Genomic DNA, 18,528 nt, shown 5'->3' with positions numbered 1-18,528 from the left:
ACGATTTTATCAAAAGAAGGCTTCTCTGTCGGGATAGATTTTCCATAGGATAACTTCTGTAGAAGGCTCTAATACTCTTCGAAAATCAAATTAAAACCACGTCAGCTTTATCTACAACCTCAAAGCGGTGCTTTGAGCAACCTACGACTAGCTTCCTAGTTTGCTTTTTGATTTTCATTGAGTATAAAAGAAAATTTCTGCAGACAAATAGAAAAAGCCTTCAAAATCGGCTCTTAGCCAACTTTGAAGACATGATACATCAGAATACTTATAATTTAAAGGTTGCTACACCGAGGATAGAACGATTTAAGTTTCGAAGAATTTGAAGACTTTGCTCAAATTTCTTATAACGAGTTACTCCGTATTCTTCAACAAGAAGGACTGTATCTCTTTCTAAAAGCGATGGCACATCTTGTAAATCGACAAAATGCATTCCTTTTAAAGCCTCTTGACTCTGTTTCAATTTATCTAGGATAGCTTTATTTGAGCTAACGATGGTCAATTCCTGTCCAGCATTTTTGTATGACAAGACATCTGCTAGGTTAGCAATTGTTGTAATCTCTGTTACAAAATCAATTTGATACTGAGAAAAATCACCTGCTCTATTGATTGTTGGGTTAAAGAGATAAACCAATACATTTCCCATCACAACCAAAATCACACAGACTACTCCAATAACAGCTAAACGGAGAATCAGATTTTTCACATTTAATCCAAGCGCTGTCTCACCATTTGCATTCAATTCTTTAGAGTTGATGGTTTCCAATTTTTCAATTTTTACATTTGCAAAAGTGTGTTTAAATTTCTCAATCAATCCATCAATTTTTCGCTCCAACAAGTCATTAGTATCTTTACTTGGTGTCAAAATTTTCACACCAACCCCTGCATCGTCAATCATATAGTAGACAGTCAGTTTTTTCCACCAATAATCATTCGTAGAATTTTTCAAGGTTGTTTCTGTCGTATCTAATTCACTGGCAATTTTTTTCAACTCACTGGGCTCTACATCATTGAAAAGATAAGCTCCATTCAAATTACCATCAATCAATTTCCCATAAAAATCACTATAACCACCAATTTGATGATTCAAAATCGTTTTAGCTGAATCTTCTGGAGGAGTGATTTTATAGCTAAGATAAGTTGAATAACTTGTTGTGTCTTTGACAGTGTTTTTATTCCTAACTGCTTTAATTGTAAATGGTACAGCAATGAGAGCAAATAAAGCGATAAGAGCTAAAATATTTGCTTTTCGTTTTTTGTAAAGATTTGCAAATAAATCAGCTACTGAATAATGTTCAAACATGATTTTTTTCTCCTTTGTTTAGTAGATACTGGTTTTCTTTTGTAAGCATTTTTGCTACAAATATAATCACAAGAACAATTCCCCAGAATTGCATTGTAAATAGATTGAAGAAACTTTCTGAAAAGCTACTTCTTGGCATAAAGAATAGATTATTCAAGATGAGTAGGGACAAAGCAAATAGGATTGTTCTTGAACGATAGGCTACTTGCAGCATGGCTATGAATAGCATACCGAGCAAGAGACTAAGTAGAAAGACTCCTATCATACCATAGTCGGTATACAACTCCATAATATAGCTACTTCCGATACCATGTCCTTTTAAATATTCCTTGTTCAAAACAAGATAGGACAAATTGTGGGCATAACTATTACTATCAATAGCTAGCTCCACACTATTGGTTGTATGTTCAAAGGCTTTTCCTCCGAAAATGGCCCCCAAACTTCCCCTTGCAAAATAATCAAGGACAGGACCAAAAGTAAAATTACGGAAATCTCTGTAAGGTAGGCTACTGTTAAATAGAAAACCTCGAGCCAGAACTCCAAAACTAGTCCCTTGTTTATAGATAAAGTCAAGCAGGATATCCCAGAAACCTGTATGGGAAACTTGAACATTATCCCGTACATAATTGAGCACTCCCATCGCTAACATGAGAATAGGAGAACCTACAAAAATCGCTAACTTTTCTTTAAACCCAATCCATTTTCCCTTTTCTGTTTGCTCCCGCATAAAGTAATAAACAAAAGCAAATAGAATACTTAAAATAAAGGGATTTCGTGTCCCGATTGCCAAATGAATGATATTAGCTGCAATAAAGGAGACAAGCACTGCTGTTGCCTGCAATTTCTTTGGCTTGGTTGCCAGATACATACACATTGCATAGACTGTAAAGGTAGACAAAATGTAGGTAAAATAAGGCAGTTTACTTTCAAAATTTGCATAGTAGGCATAGTAGGAAGTCTGCAAGCGATACAGGAGTCGTTCAAATAACCGAATGAAATAGAAAGGATAGGTTAGAAGAAAAACTCCTAGCGATACAAAGCGCAACCGCTTGATATAGACCTCTTTTAGAGAATTTCCTATCTTGGGTACTTTTATTTTCTTCCTAGCTATAAAATAACGAGCCAGGACGCCTCCTGTTGTCAAGCCCAGAATCGAAACCATGACGACTATAAAGGCAAAACGATAGGCTATTGGATGATAGGTATCTAAAGCACCATCCCTAAAATAATCAATGGTCGGTCTTGATACTAGAAAGATAAAAATAGTTAAAAAGAAAATAAAATGGATTAAGTAATACTTGATATCATTCCAACAAGCAATTAAGCTACTAACCAGTAAGAACAATAAAGTAGAAAGCAAGCTAACATTGTTATTATTAAACAGATACACAATTCCACTTACTAGCGTCAAGGCATAGCTGACTATGGTCAAACTAAATAATAATCGTTTTCCATCAATCACTTGTTCACCCCCGTTCTAATGTAATTTTTTAGATTTTTCAATATTTTTCAGTAATAAGAATCGGTATAAGGAAATATTTATGAATAGGGCTAAAGCACTAATTCTTCTCCCCTTACGGAAAATTGAATTCCTAGAAATATCAAAGGCACTGCCTTTTAAAAAACGATGAATCTGGGAATAGGCTTCAAACTGTTTATACTGATCATCTAGCAACATCTTATCCAGAATAAAGAAGTGGGCATAGGCCAATCTGAAAAAAGCGACCTCTTTCAAGTCAGGATAGTTTTTCACAACTTCATTATAAAACTTTTGGTAGATATCAATATAGGCTAAATCCTTCTCTGCATAGGGTTTGGTTGTAATACTATCCCCTCTATGGAAATAGTAATAATAGGGTTTAGTATTAACCACATACTTCTTGGCCAACTTGATTAAATCAAAATGGTAATAGGCATCTTCGTAAATCAATCCCTTTGGAAAGGATAGGGCAGTTGCAATCTGTCTCTTGATTAGCTTATTGCAAATAGTCCCAGGTATTTTTTCACCTATGAGGTATTCCCTCAGAAATGTTTGGGAATCACAGACAAAATAGTCATCCTGATTGGCTGACTGTGGGCTTTCATCATTAGCATAGACATTCATGACACCACAGCTCGAAACATCGGCATCTTCTTGCATTATTTGCTCATATAAGCTCTGAATCATTTCTGGATGGATATAATCATCTGAATCAATAAAAATCAGATAATCCCCATGAGCCTGCTTCATTCCATCATTTCGTGCTTGTGACAATCCTTCATTCTTTTTATGAAGCACTGACACCCTATCATCTTGTTCAGCGATTGAATCACACAAGCGACCACTTTCATCTGTTGCACCATCATCAACAAGAATGATTTCCAGATTTTGATAGGTCTGCTTCTGAATGGAAGCTATCGATTTTTCTAGGTACTGCGCCACATTATAGACTGGCACAATGACACTAATTAATGCAGTTTCCATGCTACTCCTCTAATAGTTTTTCTACTTGTTCGATTTGTTTGGCAATTGTAAATTGTTGAATGAATTGACTAGCCTCATCGACATCAAAGTTTGAGGCAGAAGTCATATAGTTCGTAATTGCCTGAGCTGCCTCTTGATTGCTCTCAATGATTTGTCCAAATCTTCCTTCTTGGGATAGTTCCTCAGCACCTCCAACATCCGTAGAGACAAAAGGGATTCCAAGGCTCAAGGCCTCCACATACACCCCAGGAAAACCTTCTTGTTTAGACATAGACAAGAGGATCTTCATCTGAGACAAATACTGGTATGGATTTTTTTGATAACCAAGGAAATGCACATAGTCTTCAAGCTCATACTCTTTAACTCGTTTTTTCAGTTCCTCTTCCATATCACCAGCCCCGATAAAATAGAGATGATAGTTTTTCCCCTCTTGGTGCAATAACCGTATCACTTCCACCACACGGTCAGAACCCTTATTTTCCTCAATCCGTCCGATGGTACAGATACTTTGAGGAGCAATCTCGATATCGATCTTCTCTTGAGATTTTTCTAAAATAGTCTTAAAATCATATCCATTGTAGACTGTCTGTAATTTAGAAGCATAATCTGGATAGACTTCCTTGATAGAATTGCTGGTCTTTTTTGAAATTCCTACAATGGTATTCGCAGCATCCAACTGGCGTCTATGTGATTCTCTTTTGGAGCTATCCTTAAGAAATTCTTCGATACTTCCATGAATCCAAGAGATTTTCTTGACTTCTTTTCTTTTAGAGAACAACAGTGGTGGATTCATAATGGTAAAGGAAACTTCAACATCATAATCATCTTCTACAAGCAAACGACGAGTCAGTCTTGGAAAATAAATTCTCATTCTCCACAAAAAAGCTCGTAACCATCTAGCTTGGCGATAATCTTGAAGAGATTTTAAAATGCCTACATGCTTGGGAACAGATTCGTATCCCTTGTCAAAGTGCTCCATTTCAAGAATATCAATATCATACTTTTCTGGATCCAGATTTGAAACAATGGTAGACAGAATCTTTTCTGCACCGCCTCCGAGAGAAAAAGACCACATAAAAAATAAGATTTTTTTCTTAGCCACCATATTCTCCCTTGTATTCTGTATAAGACTTATCCATATCAGCGATGACAGCATCATGATGCGGCATCTGCTTGTCTGCTGGCGGAGGCGTCATATAATCCCCAAAAGCAGTGCTGAGATAGGCATCATAGCCGATTGGAATAGGCATCTCTGTTCCTCCAAATGGCAAGAAAAGATTGTCTTCAAAAGATGCGATTGGGTACTTGTTTCTCATATAGCCAGGACCTGAGCATAATTCTGTAACGCCATCACTCTCAGACAAATCATACTTGGTCATTTCTTTCTCAGCTTTTTTCCAAATGCGATAACGGAGAGATTTTGGAGTCACACCCAGTAAAATACGGCTTCCCCATTTCATAAGTGTACCATGCTTTTCTGGGACAGTTTGCGCACAAAAAAGAGAATAAATCAAGGCCCAGCGAACCTGTTTCTTCCGCTCAGCTGGATTTTTCGGATAATAATCCAAAGGCAAAACGTCCAAGGCCAAACCATGTGGCAATTCTAAATCCTGCTGATAAGGCTTGATACAAGTGGTTTCCTTGTCACGAATGGTAATAAAAAGATTACGGTCTACAAAATTCTTGTTACTCTTTGACAAGAAATAACGTTCATCTGCATAACGAGGCCATAATTCTGCCAATTTCTCATAATCCTTACGGGGCATGAAAAAGTCTAGGTCGTCGTCCCAAGGAATGAAACCCTTGTTTCGAAGGGCACCAATAGCACCTCCCCCACAGAGGTAACAAAGCAAATCATGTTCTTTACAAAAGGCAACAAAATATCCAGCCATCTCCAGACTACGAGCCTGAATTGCTTTTAAATCAGTCATATTGTTCATTATTCTTTCTATCGTATCGTTTCATTATACCACAAATAGGGGGTGAAAATCTATTGAAGACTGTAAAAAATCAAAGCCTGACTGCTAGATAAATAGCTTTCAAGCTTTGATTTTCCTATCTTATTTTATCTCAAACCCATCTGAGCTAATTTATTCTGATATTTGTTTTGATCGACCAGCAAGCCCAAGCCTCCATAAACATCATAGGCATCTACCCAGTCACCCAGTTCTGGAATCGTCAATTTTTCAATACCATTTTTTGCTCCATCCAAAACAGATAAACCGTTTGTTAGGAGGAAAGTATAGGGTGCGTTGGTTGAGGTCATAGCAAAAACCTTTCCAAGAGCTTCAGAACCAGTGAAAAGTTTAGTGGGATCTTTAATTTGCTCTAAAATTGCTGTTAAAACTTGCTGCTGTCTTTTGGTACGGCCGTAATCCGCCTCATCGTCATCACGGAAACGAGCATAATTGAGCAGGGTCGAGCCATTCATCTGCTGCTTCCCGACTTTGATGGTTTGGGTTGGAGACTCAGTCTCAGTAGCGTGTAAATCATCTCCGACTGTAGCTTCTGTTAGTGGACGCCCATTCAATGTTGAAAATTGAGCATCAATCGTCACCCCATCAGGGAAAAGCGTGTCAATCGCTGTTGCAAAGGCCTGAAAATCGACCAAGGCATAGTACTTAATGTCCAAGTCAAAATTATCTTTCAAGACTTGGCGAACCATTTCTGCCCCTTTTTGTCCCTCTTGTTCTCCTAACTCATAGGCTACGTTTAACTTGTTATCCGTCTGTTTTCTACCATTAATCACTTGACTATAACCATCTATATAGACCAAATTATCACGCATGAAACTGACTAGCTTGATTTTCTTGTCCGAACCTCCGACATTTAAGACCATAATAGAGTCAGTCCGCGTCTCAGCACTATTTTGACCAATTCGACCGTCCGTCCCCATGATCAAAATATTAACCCCGTCTCTAGTGTCCTGACCATTAAAGACTTGAACCTGTGCTGCCTTAGCATCAGCAGTTTTCTTTGCACTAGCATCTTGGTAACCACGTAAAAACATGAATACCATGGCCAAAGCCACACAGACCAAAAGTGAAAAAATCACCATAAAAATGCGTTTAAGACGGAGCTTCCGTCTTTTCTTTTTGGGAGGGGAAGAGAGTGCTTGTGATTTGGATTGTGAACGACTCCGGTTCGCATAGCTTGGTAAGTCAACCTGCTCTTCTCTTTCTTGTTCCAAGCTGGAACTACTATTTACCCTAGCAAGAGTTAGCTTTTCTTGCAAATAGGCAAACTCATTTTTTTCTCTCTCATTGAGATAGTGAATATTTTTTAGCAAATAATCATAACGTAATTTTTCATGATGACTGAGAGGATTTTCTTTACTCATCTTCTCTCCTTTCCATGGTCTGATATTGGATAAATCGGATAGGTACCCAGAACTTTATACTGGATTCCAATCGCTTCTAGTTCTTTTTGGGCAAAGTGAACCAAGTCCTTATCAGTATAGTCCACATCGATAATGAAAAAGTATTCGCCTAGCGCTGTCTTGAGTGGACGACTTTCAATTTTTGTCAGGTCAATTCCTCTCCAAGCAAAGGTCGACAGGGCCTTATAAAGTGCACCTGGAAGGTTGTCCGGTAAGGTCAAGGCCAAACTCATTTTTTCAGTTTGTGCTTGCAAGAGAATAGAAGGCTTTTTAGCTCCCAAAACCCAGAATCTTGTGAAATTGGCTTCCATTTCCTGAATATCCTCGGCAATCAGTTCCAAGCCATATTCTTCAGCAGAACTTCTAGGTGCAATGGCTGCAAAGGGCTGGTCTGGATGTTCGGAAATAAAACGGGCCGCATAAGCTGTACTAGCTGTTACCTCGATTTGAGCCTCTGGATATTGTTCATCGATGAATTTCTTTCCTTGAGCTAAGGCCTGTGGATGAGAAAAAATCTTTTCAATCTTAGTATGGCCTGGAACCACCATCAACTGCTGATGAATGGGCTGAACGATTTCTGCCACTGCTTGGATGCGAGCCTGATGAAAAAGATAGTCCAAGGTTTCATGAACACTACCCTCGATAGAATTTTCAACTGGCACCACAGAATAGTCCACCAAGCCTTGCTCATAGGCCTTGATGACATCTGTAATGTTGGCAAAGGCCTGCAATTCCTCCTGAGGAAAAGCTGTCTGCACAACGTGGTGTGAAAATGATCCCTTGGGACCTAGATAAGCAATTTTCATCTCAGTTCCTCTATAATTTCCTCTGGGCTTAGCTTGATTACATCCAAAACCCGACTGGCCACTTCCTCATACCAAGCCTGTCTTTCTTGGAAAATAGCTGCTAATTCTTCCTTGCTATTATTTAGAAAAAGCGGACGCTGATTGTCCTGATCAGCTGCGATACGTTGGTAGAGGGTTTCAAAATCGGCTTTCAGATAGATGTTATCAGAATTAGTCTTGAGTAAGTCACGATTTCGCTGAGAAATGACAACTCCTCCGCCAGTTGACACAACTTGATCTCTTTGTAATAACTCAGCTAGGACTTCTGACTCTATCTGTCGAAAGGCTTCTTCTCCCTTTTCCGCGAAAAATTCCGCAATGGACATACCTAAACGCTTCTCTATCAGAGCATCCATATCGAGATAATTTGGATCTAAAACTCTGGCGATTGTGGATTTGCCAGCCCCCATAAAGCCTAATAACACCTTAGCCATGAATCAAGCTCTCCAAATCATCAAAGAAACTAGGATAGCTGGTATTGATGGCTTCTGCACGGTCAAGCTCCACCTCTCCATCAGCAACCAAGAGGGCCGCGATAGCAGTCATCATGCCGATACGATGGTCTCCAAAAGTATTGACTCTAGCACCGTGAAGGGCTGATTTTCCTTTGATAATCATTCCATCTGCCGTCGGAGTAATATCTGCTCCCATGCTATTTAAAGCGTCTGCCACCACCTGAATGCGATCTGTTTCCTTGACCTTGAGTTCCTCAGCATCCTTAATAACTGTTACACCTTGTGCTTGGGTAGCCAGAAGAGCAATAATGGGCAATTCATCAATCAAGCGTGGAATCAAGGCACCACCAATCTCTGTTCCTTTCAAGTCAGAAGACTCAACAGTCAAGGTAGCAGATTTAGCGACTGGATTGATTTCAGTTATTTCCAATTTTCCACCCATGGCGCGAATGACATCAATAATACCGGTGCGCGTTTCATTGATACCCACATTCTTAAGCACCACACGAGAATTTGGAACAATCAAACCTGCGACCAGCCAAAAGGCTGCACTGGAAATATCTCCTGGCACGACCACCTTTTGTCCTGTCAATTTTTGTGGTCCTTGGACTGTGATTTTCTTACCGTCCACACTTAAATGGCCACCAAATTGTTGCAACATATCTTCAGTATGATTACGGGTGCACTCTTTTTCGATAATAACTGACTGACCCTTAGCTTGCAAGGCTGCAAACATCAAGGCTGACTTGACTTGGGCAGAGGCAATTGGCAACTCATAGTGAATAGGTCTTAGGTTTTTCGTCCCTTTTAAATGAAGGGGAGGAAGGTCTCGCTCAGTTTGCCCTGAAATGCTGACGCCCATTTTTTTCAATGGAATCGTCACACGGTCCATAGGACGTTTGGAAAGACTATCATCTCCAAACATTTCTATTTCAAAGTCTGCACCAGCAAGAACACCTGAAATCAGGCGAATAGAGGTACCAGAATTTCCCATATCAAGAGCATTTCGCGGAGCTTTTAAACCATCCATGCCTACACCTTGAATGGTAATAACCCCATCTTTATCCTCAATTTCAACACCAAGGTCACGAAAAACCTGCATGGTTGAAAGGACGTCTTCACCCCGCAAAATATCATAAACCTTGGTCTCTCCCTCAGCCAAACTTCCAAAGATAATGGAACGGTGGCTGATAGACTTGTCACCTGGGACGCGGATACTGCCATGTAAGTGGCTAATGTTTGTTTTTAGTTTCATACTGGACCTCATACTTGCAATACTTTTACCTATTTTATCATAAAAAGCCAGAAATTCCTTAAAAATTCCTGACTTTAGGATAGTTATTTTCTTATTTTAGCAATTCTGAAACTGGCTCGAAAACAATTTTTTCAATGTCAGAAAGGTAAATTGTCAATTGTTGTTGCTTGGTAAAGAATTCTGACAAGAGGCTATTTCCTTGAATCTGTTTACCAAAGCCTTCCATTTTCGCTTGGAAGGATGCGTCTGGCACTTGACCTGTCTGTGCTAGTTTTTGAATTTCCTCTTGAAAGGCAACATATTCTGTAAAAATTTTGCTTGTCTCAGCATCTGCTGCAATCGCATCTTTAGCTGCCTTAATAGCCTTATATTCTGGCAGTTCGCATAGACCGCGACTGAGTTCGTTTGCACTATCGTAAATATTTGACATGATTTTCTCCTTATTTGATAACGACTGTGTAGTCGGTATTTTCTGTTATGAGGTACTCGGCTCGTTCCAAGTCTTGAGCGTTTTTAAATGAAATTTGTAGGATCCCGTGAATATCTTCACGGTTTTCCTCATTGATGTGAATATTAACCAAGGAAGTTCCACGTAGCAGTTCCAAGATTCGTAAAATGACATCTTCTTCATCGGGAACATCGACATAGAGGTCATAAGAGCTATCTACTCCACCACGCTTATGGATTTCCATGGCCTGACGTTGCTCACGCGCTTGGTTGAAAAAGTTCCAGATTTGCTCTTCATCTCCCTTGCTGATTGCCTGACCAATCGCTTCTAAACGTTCCTTGAAATCCTCAATCCGCTCTAGGATAGTCTCGCGATTGGACAAGAGAATGGAGGTCCACATACCTGGCTCGCTTTCCGCAATCCGAGTCATATCTCGAAAACCACCAGCCGCAAAGCGCCTTGCCATCTCATGTTCTTGAGCATAGACCGCTGTCTGCTCCATGAGACTAGAAGCTAAAATATGAGGGAAATGGCTAATCTGAGAAGTCACGCGATCATGCTCCTGGGCATCAATCTCGATAAAACGAGCATGAAGACCTGAAAGCAGATCCTTCATTTTCTCAAGCGTATCCTGACCTGTCAGACTCGAAGGTGTAAAGATATAATAGGCATTTTCAAAAAGATTGACATCCGCAGAAGCAGCCCCTGTCTTGTGACTACCGGCCATGGGATGAGCCCCGACAAAGCGAACAGGCTTGCCAGCTAAATACTGCTCGGCCGCATCCACAATGGCTGACTTGGTCGAACCAGCATCTGAAATAATGACGCCTTCTTTCAAATCCAAGTTGGCCAACTCCTTAATAAAGGAAATGGTTTGCTTTATTGGCAAGCTGAGGATAATGATATCTGCCAAAGGAGCAAAACTGGCAAAATCATCCGTTGCTCGGTCAATCATGCCTTCTTTCAAGGCTATATCTCTCGAAGCTTGACTGCGATTATAGCCTAAAATTTCATAATCTGGATGATCGCGTTTGATACCAAGTGCCATCGAGGCACCAATCAAACCAAGACCTGCGATATAGATTGTTTTTGCCATAGGAACTCCTTAATAGTTCTTTGTATAGTCTCGGTGTTTGGCTACCGCTTCTTTTAATTCCTCTAGATTGTCTGATGAGAATTTTTCAAGGATTTCTTGTGCCAGAACCGTTGCCACAACAGCTTCCATGACCACTCCTGCTGCTGGAAGGGCGGTCGGATCACTTCTTTCGACTGTTGCCTTGTAGGGTTCATGGGTTTCGATATCCACACTCATGAGTGGTTTGTAGAGAGTAGGAATGGGCTTCATAACGCCTCGAACAACAATGGGTTGCCCATTAGTCATACCACCTTCAAAGCCGCCAAGATTATTGGTACGGCGAGTATAGCCGTCTTCTTTATACCAGAGAATTTCATCCATGACTTGGCTACCTTTACGATAACCAGCTTCAAAGCCGAGACCAAATTCCACCCCTTTAAAAGCATTGATAGAAACAACGGCTTGGGCAAGTCTGGCATCCAATTTTCTGTCCCATTGGACATAGGAACCAAGACCAACTGGAACACCTCCAACGACTGTCTCCACAACTCCACCGATGGTATCACCGTCACGCTTGATTTGGTCAATATAGTCCTTGATTTCCTGTTCCCTTTCTTGGTTGACAATAGAAACTTCTGACTGGGCAGCTCTTTCCTTAATCTCAGCAACTGTGAGATTCTCAGGAACATCGATTTCCTTGCCACCAAAGACAACGACATGGTTGGCAATCTCCATATCCAGCTCAGCCAAGAGGCGTTTGGCTACTGCCCCAACTGCCACCCGCATGGTGGTTTCACGAGCTGATGAACGTTCTAAAGAATTTCGCAAATCGTCAAAACGGTACTTGATGCCCCCTACCAAGTCGGCATGACCTGGACGAGGATGGGTGATTTTTCGTTTGCTTTTAAGGCGGTCTTCAATGTCCTCCGCAGACATAATATCCAGCCATTTCTGGTGGTCTTTATTGACGACATCCATGGTAATGGGAGCCCCAGTCGTCTTCCCGTGGCGAACACCCGAAGTAAAGACAACCTGGTCACTCTCAATCTTCATACGACCACCACGACCGTAGCCACCCTGACGGCGCTTAAGGTCCTCATTGATATCTTCAGCTGTCAAAGGAAGTCCAGCTGGAATTCCCTCAATGATAGCTGTCAGACGGGGGCCGTGTGATTCTCCTGCTGTTAAATATCTCATACACTCTCCTTATTTTACCAAGTAGTCTTTCATCTCTTCCAGAGAAACTGGGTGAATAGTCGCTGAACCGAGCTCTGGTACCAAGACCAATTTCAAGGTGTTGCCACGCGCTTTTTTGTCATGAGTCAAAGCTTGATAAAGCTTATCAACATCCCAGTTTTCATAGTCAACAGGTAGTCCAAATTTCTGACACATAGCTGTAATGGACTGAGTTATGCCAGCTGGCATGAGGCCTTTTTCCTCAGCAACCTTGGAAATCTGTACCATACCCATGGCTACAGCTTCTCCATGCATGACTTTTCCATAACCGGCAGTTGCTTCAATGGCATGGCCAATAGTATGGCCAAAATTGAGGTAAAGGCGAACACCATTGTCCAACTCATCCTCAACTACCATCTTGCGCTTGACCTGACAAGAATGTTCAATCAAAGTCTCCGCATGTTCCAGAACACTCTCCACAGAACCATCCAGCTCCGTCAAGAGAGCCCACAGTTCTGAATCCTCAATCAAGCCATACTTGATGACCTCACCCATTCCTTCAATCAACTCTCTCTTTCCGAGTGTTTCAAGGACAAGCGGATCAATCAGAACCCCGTCTGGTTGGGCAAAAGTCCCCACCATATTCTTAGCAAATGGAGTGTTAACGCCTGTCTTTCCGCCGATAGAAGAATCAACCTGGGCTGTCAAGCTAGTCGGTATCTGAACAAAATGAATACCCCGCATATAGGTAGAGGCTACAAAACCAGCCAGGTCCCCAACGACACCACCACCGAGAGCCACGATTCCATCGCTACGAGTCAACCCCTGCTTAACTAGGAATTCATAGACTTTCTGGACAGTGGTTAAATTCTTTCTTTCTTCCCCTTCTAAAAAGTCAAAAACTGCTACCTGAAAACCAGCATCTTCTAGGCTGAGCTTGACCTTCTCTGCATAAAGAGAAGCTACATGGTTATCTGTCACAATGACCACTTTTTGAGGTTGCCAGAGTTCTCGCAACCATTGACCAGCCTGAGCCAGACAACCTTTTTCAATCTGAATATCATAAGGATGATGAGGAATATCGATTCTGATTTTCATAGGAGAATCTCCCTTTCTTTATTGGTATTTTTCTGTTAAGGACTGCCAAATCTCTTCTGTCGGCATTTCCTTGCCTGTCCACAGTTGAAAAGCTTCTGCAGCTTGATAGAGCAACATTCCCAGACCATTGACGGCTGAATTCCCCTGACTTCTGGCCCATTTTAAAAATGGTGTTTCAAAGGGTTGGTAAATGATATCTGCCACCAAGAGAGTTTCTGGTAAGCCTAGGCTTTCAGGAACTGGAGAGGATTGACCATCCATGCCCACACTTGTCGCATTGACCAGTAAATCAGACTCGGCAATCCTTTCTTGCAGTTCAGAAACATCTTCTAAAGCATACAAGTCCACTTTAAAGCCTGTCTGCTCCTGTAATTTGTCTAGGTAAGGTCTTGTTTTTTCCATCGAAACCGAACGAACAAAGACTGAAATCTGACTGACTCCGTCCAAAATAGCTTGTGCCAAAATGGACTTGGCCGCACCACCTGCACCCAGCAGGGTCATCTTTTTACCTGTAATTGTAAAAGAAGGCAAGCTCTTAAAAAATCCCTTGCCATCTGTATTATATCCAATTAAATTGCCATTCTCATTGACAACCGTATTAACCGCACCAATCAAGCATGCTTCATCGCTCAATTCATCCAAATAAGGAATCACTTGCTCCTTATAGGGCATGGATAGGTTGATACCAAACATCTGGTAGCGACGAATATTAGCCACCGTTTCTGCTAAGTCACTCGCTTCAATCTCCCAAGCCACATAAGCACCGTTGGTAGCTGTCGCCTCAAAGGCGCTGTTGTGAATAAAGGGGGAAATAGAATGCTTAATAGGATTGGCAACAACGGCAGCTAAACGTGTATAGCCATCAAGCTTCATCCAAAATCTCCCGAATTTTTTTCATGTTAGCTAAGGAAATCTGACCTGGGGCACTTGCCTCATCTAGACTAGCAAAGGACCAGCTCGAACCTGTCACATCCGCAGTGATACGAGAGACCTTACCCACCTTGCCCATAGAAATGGTCACATATTCCTGCTCAGGATTGAGGGTTTTAAAGCCTCGTGTATAGTTCATCAAGTCTAAGACATCCTGCTCCGTGTGAGCCATCACCGCAACCTTAACCAGTTTTGGATTTAGGCTCGTCAACTCTGACAAGATTTCCATCATATTTTCAGGTGTTCCTTGGAAATTGTGGTAACTCAAAACGAGATTTGGGAAGTCCAGCATTTCCTCAAAAACATCCTTGTAGCTGTAGTACTCAAAATCAATATAGTCTGGTTGATAGAGTTGCGCCACTTCCTTGATTAGATGGATATATTCTTCTGGAGAAAGGTCGATTTGTCCCCCTTCAGAGCGAGTTCTCAGGGTAAAAACCAACTCACGACCTGCGAATTTTTCAAAAATGGCTGGAGCTACCTGCAAAATCGCTTCCTTAGGCAGATAGTCGGCACGCCATTCAATGATGTCGGCATCCAGGTACCTTGTGGCATCCAGAGCCTGGGCCTCCTCTAAACTTCTTGGCATTACTGAAACGATCAATTTCATTTACTAACCTTCATACTAATCACCTTGAGGTAATTACTACTTTCATCTTTTTTATTATAGGCAAAATCTGCTGGAAGACCGTATTTGTTTAAAATCTGGTAACTTCTTCCTGCAAAGCCTTTATCAATTTGTTCTGTAAATTTCTGACGGGAAACATTGGCAGCATTGGTACTGGCAATGATAATCCCTTCCGGATTTAAAATCTCAAGACTCTGGAAAATCAACTTGTGATAATCCTTGGCCACAGAGAAAGTTTGTTTTTTATTCCGAGCAAAGCTAGGCGGATCTAGGACAATCACATCATAGGTCAAGCCTTTTCGCTTGGCATACTTGAAATATTCAAAGACATCCATGACCACAAAACGGTGGTCGTCTGTACTGATTCCATTTGCCTGAAAATGCGCTTGAGACAATTCTCGTGAACGTTTGGCTAGGTCAACAGAGGTTGTCTGGCTAGCTCCTCCCATGGCCGCAGCTACTGAAAAGGCTGCTGTGTAGGAAAACATATTGAGCAAGGATTTGCCCATAGCCAAACCGTCAACTAAGCTACCGCGAACTTCATGCTGGTCTAGGAAAATTCCTGTCATCAAACCATCATTCATAAAGACCTGATACAAGACACCATTTTCTAAAACAGTGAAAAAGTCAGGTGCTTCTTGACCATAAACATGGGCTGATTCATAGTCCAAACCCTTAAAGCGGATCTTCTCATAGGTCCCTAAAACCTCAGGAAAAACCTGTCTAAAGGCTTCTGAGATAACCTTGCGAATCTGATAAACATAAGAGTTATACCAAGAAAAGACAGCATAGTCGCCATAAAGGTCCACTGTCAGACCGCCAAAGCCATCTCCCTCTTGGTTGAAGAGACGAAAGGCAGTTGTCAAATCATCTTGATAGTAGGCGCTTCTCTTTTCTTTAGCTTGTCTAAACAGCATTTCAAAAAAATCTTGATTGAAGGTGATCTTGTCTTTACTGATAAACCAACCCAAACCCTTGTTTTGCTGAGAAAGGTAGGCAGTCCCAAGAAAGGTTCCTTCTTGACCCTGCACCTCTACTTCCTGATCCTTAAGATTGACATTCTCAAGATCACTGGCTTCTAGTAAAACTAGCCCCTTAGCGAGCTTCTTTTCAACCCTTTTGCTGACTCTTATTCTATTCATAACTACCATTATATCAAACTTTTAGACAATTCTCAAAAAAGAAACTACCCTTGCTTTTTTACTCTTCTTTTAAAAAATGGTATACTAATACTAATAAAAAATTAGGAAGTAAATGTGTGAAAAGCAATTTTAACAAAATCCAAAAAGCCATGGGTACCAGACTGGGTTTTGTCCTAACCCTTTTAATCCTCTATTGGCTCAAAACCTTATTAGCCTATGCCGTTGACTTTAATTTAGATATTCAAGTAGGCAAGTTGCAGGGAAATTACCTTGCCTTTATCGCCTTTTTCAACCCCCTTCCTCTAGGACTACTCCTGCTGGCTCTAGCCCTCTATGCTCGCTCAACCAAGATCTTTTATGGCCTGAGTATAGCTATTTATAGCCTATTGTTCATTTGGCTTTATTCCAATGTCTTTTACTATCGAGAATTTAGCGACTTTATCACGGCTAATACCATGAAGGTGGTCAGCAAGGTGTCTGTTGGTACTGCAGAACTAGAGTTACTGCGTCCTTGGGATTTTATCTATTTTATGGATTTCCCATTGCTAGCTTTCCTTTTCTATAAAAAATTCATCCATCTGGATAGGAGACCTTTCAAATTCCGCTCCAGTGTTGCTATCACTGCACTCTCAGCCCTGCTCTTTTCAGCTAATCTTTTCTTGGCTGAAATTGAGCGTCCCGATCTCCTATCACGAGGATTTTCGAATTATTATGTTGTCCGCGCCCTCAGTTTACCAGCTTTTCTAGGTTATAGTGCCAACCAATCCTATAGCGCCAACAAGGAGCGTGCCAAGGCCTCTGAGACCGACCTGCAACCTATTACAGATTATATTCAAGAACATTCGGCTAAGCCCAATCCAGACTATTTTGGCTTGGCCAAAGGAAAAAATGTGATTTATCTCCACTTGGAAAGTTTCCAGCAGTTCCTACTTGACTATAAACTCAACATAGATGGAACTGAGCATGAAGTCACTCCCTTCCTTAATTCCCTCTACCATTCGCAATCAACCCTAGCCTTTTCGAATATCTTTAACCAAGTCAAGGCTGGTAAGACCTCAGATGCGGAAACCATGCTGGAGACTGGTTTGTTTGGACTTGACCAAGGTTCCTTTATGGTCAACTATGGAGGTACCAATACCCAGCAGGCAGCGCCTTTCATCCTATCGAAAAATGGCTACCAATCAAGTGCAGTCTTTCACGGTAATATCGGGACCTTCTGGAATCGAAATACGACCTATAAACAATGGGGCTACCAATACTTCTTTGATGCTTCCTACTTCACCAAGCAAGACAGTAGCAATTCTTTCCAATATGGTTTAAATGATAAAATCATGATGAAAGATTCTATCCAGTATCTGGAGCATTTACAGCAGCCTTTTTATGCTAAGTATATCACGGTGTCCAATCACTATCCCTATGCTAGCAATCTGACTGGCGATGAGCTTGGTTTCCCCTTGGCCAAAACCAAAGATGAAACTATCAATGGCTATTTCCAAACAGCTAACTATCTGGATAGTGCTATCAAGGCCTTCTTTGACTATCTCAAAGAAAGTGGCCTCTATGAAAAATCCATCATCGTCATCTACGGAGACCATTATGGTATTTCCAACTCCCGCAATCCTGAGCTGGCACCCTTGATTGGCAAGACTTCTGAGAACTGGTCGAATTACGACAATGCCATGTTGCAACGAGTGCCTTTTATGGTGGTCATGCCTGGCTATGAAAAAGGACAAATCATCAATACCTACGGTGGACAAATCGATATCTTACCGACTCTCGAACACCTCCTTGGTATCGAATCCAGTTCCTTCCTTCAAGTTGGACAAGACCTCCTATCACCAGATCATCAAGAAATCGTTGCCTTTCGAACTGCCAATTCCTTCGTCACACCAAAATATACCAGCTACGACGGACGAACCTACTATACTGAGAGCGGTCTTGAAATCAGTAATCTTGATGAACAAGCTCAGACTGAACTGGAAAGCGTTCGGCAGGCAGCCAGCCAACAGCTAAAAATCAGCGACCAGATTCAAACTGGTGATTTGATCCGTTTCTACCAAGCAGATCATCTTGGAAAAGTTGATACAGAAAATATTTCTTACCTCAATTCCTTACCAATTCTTCAAAAGATTGAGCAGGAAAAAGGTAGTCAATCCACCAGTCTCTTTAGCCAACGACAAGGTAAGACCAGTACTGACCTTTTCAAGGCACCAAGTTACCAAGAACTCCATCCAGAGTCGGCAGAAACCGAATCAAAATCACAATAAAAATGCTCTTCCATCGTGGAGGAGCATTTCTTTTTATAAAATAAAATTCAATGAAAATCAAAT

At 41.2% G+C, this 18,528-nt stretch carries 17 protein-coding genes; 1 reads left to right on the top strand and 16 read right to left on the bottom strand.

From position 1 onward, the window contains the following. Window positions 1-268 precede the first annotated feature (268 nt). The 16 genes from HT721_RS04085 to HT721_RS04010 all read right to left on the bottom strand — a co-directional run bounded on the left by HT721_RS04085 (window position 269) and on the right by HT721_RS04010 (window position 16,198). The gene (locus HT721_RS04085) at window positions 269-1,303 is read right to left on the bottom strand and encodes a prephenate dehydratase (RefSeq protein WP_173214129.1); all 1,035 of its coding nucleotides are present in this window, start codon (window positions 1,301-1,303) and stop codon (window positions 269-271) included. Next, window positions 1,296-2,765: an O-antigen polysaccharide polymerase Wzy family protein gene (locus tag HT721_RS04080; RefSeq protein ID WP_173214126.1), complete on the bottom strand. Its 1,470-nt coding sequence runs from the start codon at window positions 2,763-2,765 to the stop codon at window positions 1,296-1,298. The genes HT721_RS04085 and HT721_RS04080 overlap by 8 nt, the downstream gene beginning before the upstream one ends. Before the next feature lie 15 nt (window positions 2,766-2,780). Continuing rightward, window positions 2,781-3,767, bottom strand: a complete 987-nt coding sequence (locus tag HT721_RS04075) for a glycosyltransferase family 2 protein (RefSeq protein WP_164226464.1) — start codon at window positions 3,765-3,767, stop codon at window positions 2,781-2,783. Between the two features lies 1 nt (window position 3,768). Beyond that, the gene (locus HT721_RS04070; protein WP_173214124.1) at window positions 3,769-4,872 is read right to left on the bottom strand and encodes a glycosyltransferase; all 1,104 of its coding nucleotides are present in this window, start codon (window positions 4,870-4,872) and stop codon (window positions 3,769-3,771) included. Continuing rightward, on the bottom strand, window positions 4,862-5,707 hold the full coding sequence (locus HT721_RS04065) for a phosphorylcholine transferase LicD (protein WP_173229023.1): 846 nt from the start codon (window positions 5,705-5,707) through the stop codon (window positions 4,862-4,864). Before HT721_RS04065 ends, HT721_RS04070 begins: the two co-directional genes overlap by 11 nt. Window positions 5,708-5,832: 125 nt before the next feature. Further along, window positions 5,833-7,107 carry a polyisoprenyl-teichoic acid--peptidoglycan teichoic acid transferase Psr gene (psr, locus tag HT721_RS04060; protein WP_054386687.1) on the bottom strand — a complete coding sequence of 425 codons (1,275 nt, stop codon included), beginning with the start codon at window positions 7,105-7,107 and terminating at the stop codon, window positions 5,833-5,835. Further along, window positions 7,104-7,952 (bottom strand): prephenate dehydratase, encoded by an 849-nt coding sequence (pheA, locus tag HT721_RS04055; RefSeq protein ID WP_173229021.1) that lies wholly within the window; start codon window positions 7,950-7,952, stop codon window positions 7,104-7,106. The genes psr and pheA overlap by 4 nt, the downstream gene beginning before the upstream one ends. Then, window positions 7,949-8,425: a shikimate kinase gene (locus HT721_RS04050; protein ID WP_173229019.1), complete on the bottom strand. Its 477-nt coding sequence runs from the start codon at window positions 8,423-8,425 to the stop codon at window positions 7,949-7,951. The genes pheA and HT721_RS04050 overlap by 4 nt, the downstream gene beginning before the upstream one ends. Then, window positions 8,418-9,701 carry a 3-phosphoshikimate 1-carboxyvinyltransferase gene (gene aroA, locus HT721_RS04045; RefSeq protein WP_173229017.1) on the bottom strand — a complete coding sequence of 428 codons (1,284 nt, stop codon included), beginning with the start codon at window positions 9,699-9,701 and terminating at the stop codon, window positions 8,418-8,420. Before aroA ends, HT721_RS04050 begins: the two co-directional genes overlap by 8 nt. 91 nt (window positions 9,702-9,792) lie before the next feature. Continuing rightward, on the bottom strand, window positions 9,793-10,131 hold the full coding sequence (locus tag HT721_RS04040) for a YlbF/YmcA family competence regulator (RefSeq protein WP_173229015.1): 339 nt from the start codon (window positions 10,129-10,131) through the stop codon (window positions 9,793-9,795). Window positions 10,132-10,141: 10 nt separating this feature from the next. Beyond that, window positions 10,142-11,245, bottom strand: coding sequence for a prephenate dehydrogenase (locus tag HT721_RS04035; RefSeq protein WP_173229013.1), 1,104 nt, complete (start codon window positions 11,243-11,245; stop codon window positions 10,142-10,144). Between the two features lie 9 nt (window positions 11,246-11,254). Then, on the bottom strand, window positions 11,255-12,421 hold the full coding sequence (gene aroC / locus HT721_RS04030; RefSeq protein ID WP_173229011.1) for a chorismate synthase: 1,167 nt from the start codon (window positions 12,419-12,421) through the stop codon (window positions 11,255-11,257). 9 nt (window positions 12,422-12,430) lie between these two features. Further along, window positions 12,431-13,498 (bottom strand): 3-dehydroquinate synthase, encoded by a 1,068-nt coding sequence (aroB, locus tag HT721_RS04025; protein ID WP_173229009.1) that lies wholly within the window; start codon window positions 13,496-13,498, stop codon window positions 12,431-12,433. Window positions 13,499-13,516: 18 nt separating this feature from the next. Further along, entirely contained in the window at window positions 13,517-14,371 is an 855-nt protein-coding gene (locus HT721_RS04020; protein WP_173229007.1) for a shikimate dehydrogenase, read from the bottom strand. Next, on the bottom strand, window positions 14,361-15,038 hold the full coding sequence (gene aroD / locus HT721_RS04015; RefSeq protein ID WP_173229005.1) for a type I 3-dehydroquinate dehydratase: 678 nt from the start codon (window positions 15,036-15,038) through the stop codon (window positions 14,361-14,363). Before aroD ends, HT721_RS04020 begins: the two co-directional genes overlap by 11 nt. Continuing rightward, the gene (locus HT721_RS04010) at window positions 15,035-16,198 is read right to left on the bottom strand and encodes a class I SAM-dependent rRNA methyltransferase (protein ID WP_173229003.1); all 1,164 of its coding nucleotides are present in this window, start codon (window positions 16,196-16,198) and stop codon (window positions 15,035-15,037) included. Before HT721_RS04010 ends, aroD begins: the two co-directional genes overlap by 4 nt. A gap of 149 nt (window positions 16,199-16,347) precedes the next feature. On the opposite strand from HT721_RS04010, the gene HT721_RS04005 reads away from it, so the two are divergent. After that, window positions 16,348-18,465, top strand: coding sequence for an LTA synthase family protein (locus HT721_RS04005; RefSeq protein WP_173229062.1), 2,118 nt, complete (start codon window positions 16,348-16,350; stop codon window positions 18,463-18,465). Window positions 18,466-18,528: the final 63 nt, after the last annotated feature.

This window comes from Streptococcus sp. 4094, assembly GCF_013277125.1.
GTDB lineage: Bacteria > Bacillota > Bacilli > Lactobacillales > Streptococcaceae > Streptococcus.
Note: the sequence above shows the minus strand (reverse complement) of the source record. Positions and strands in the feature narration are given on the sequence as shown.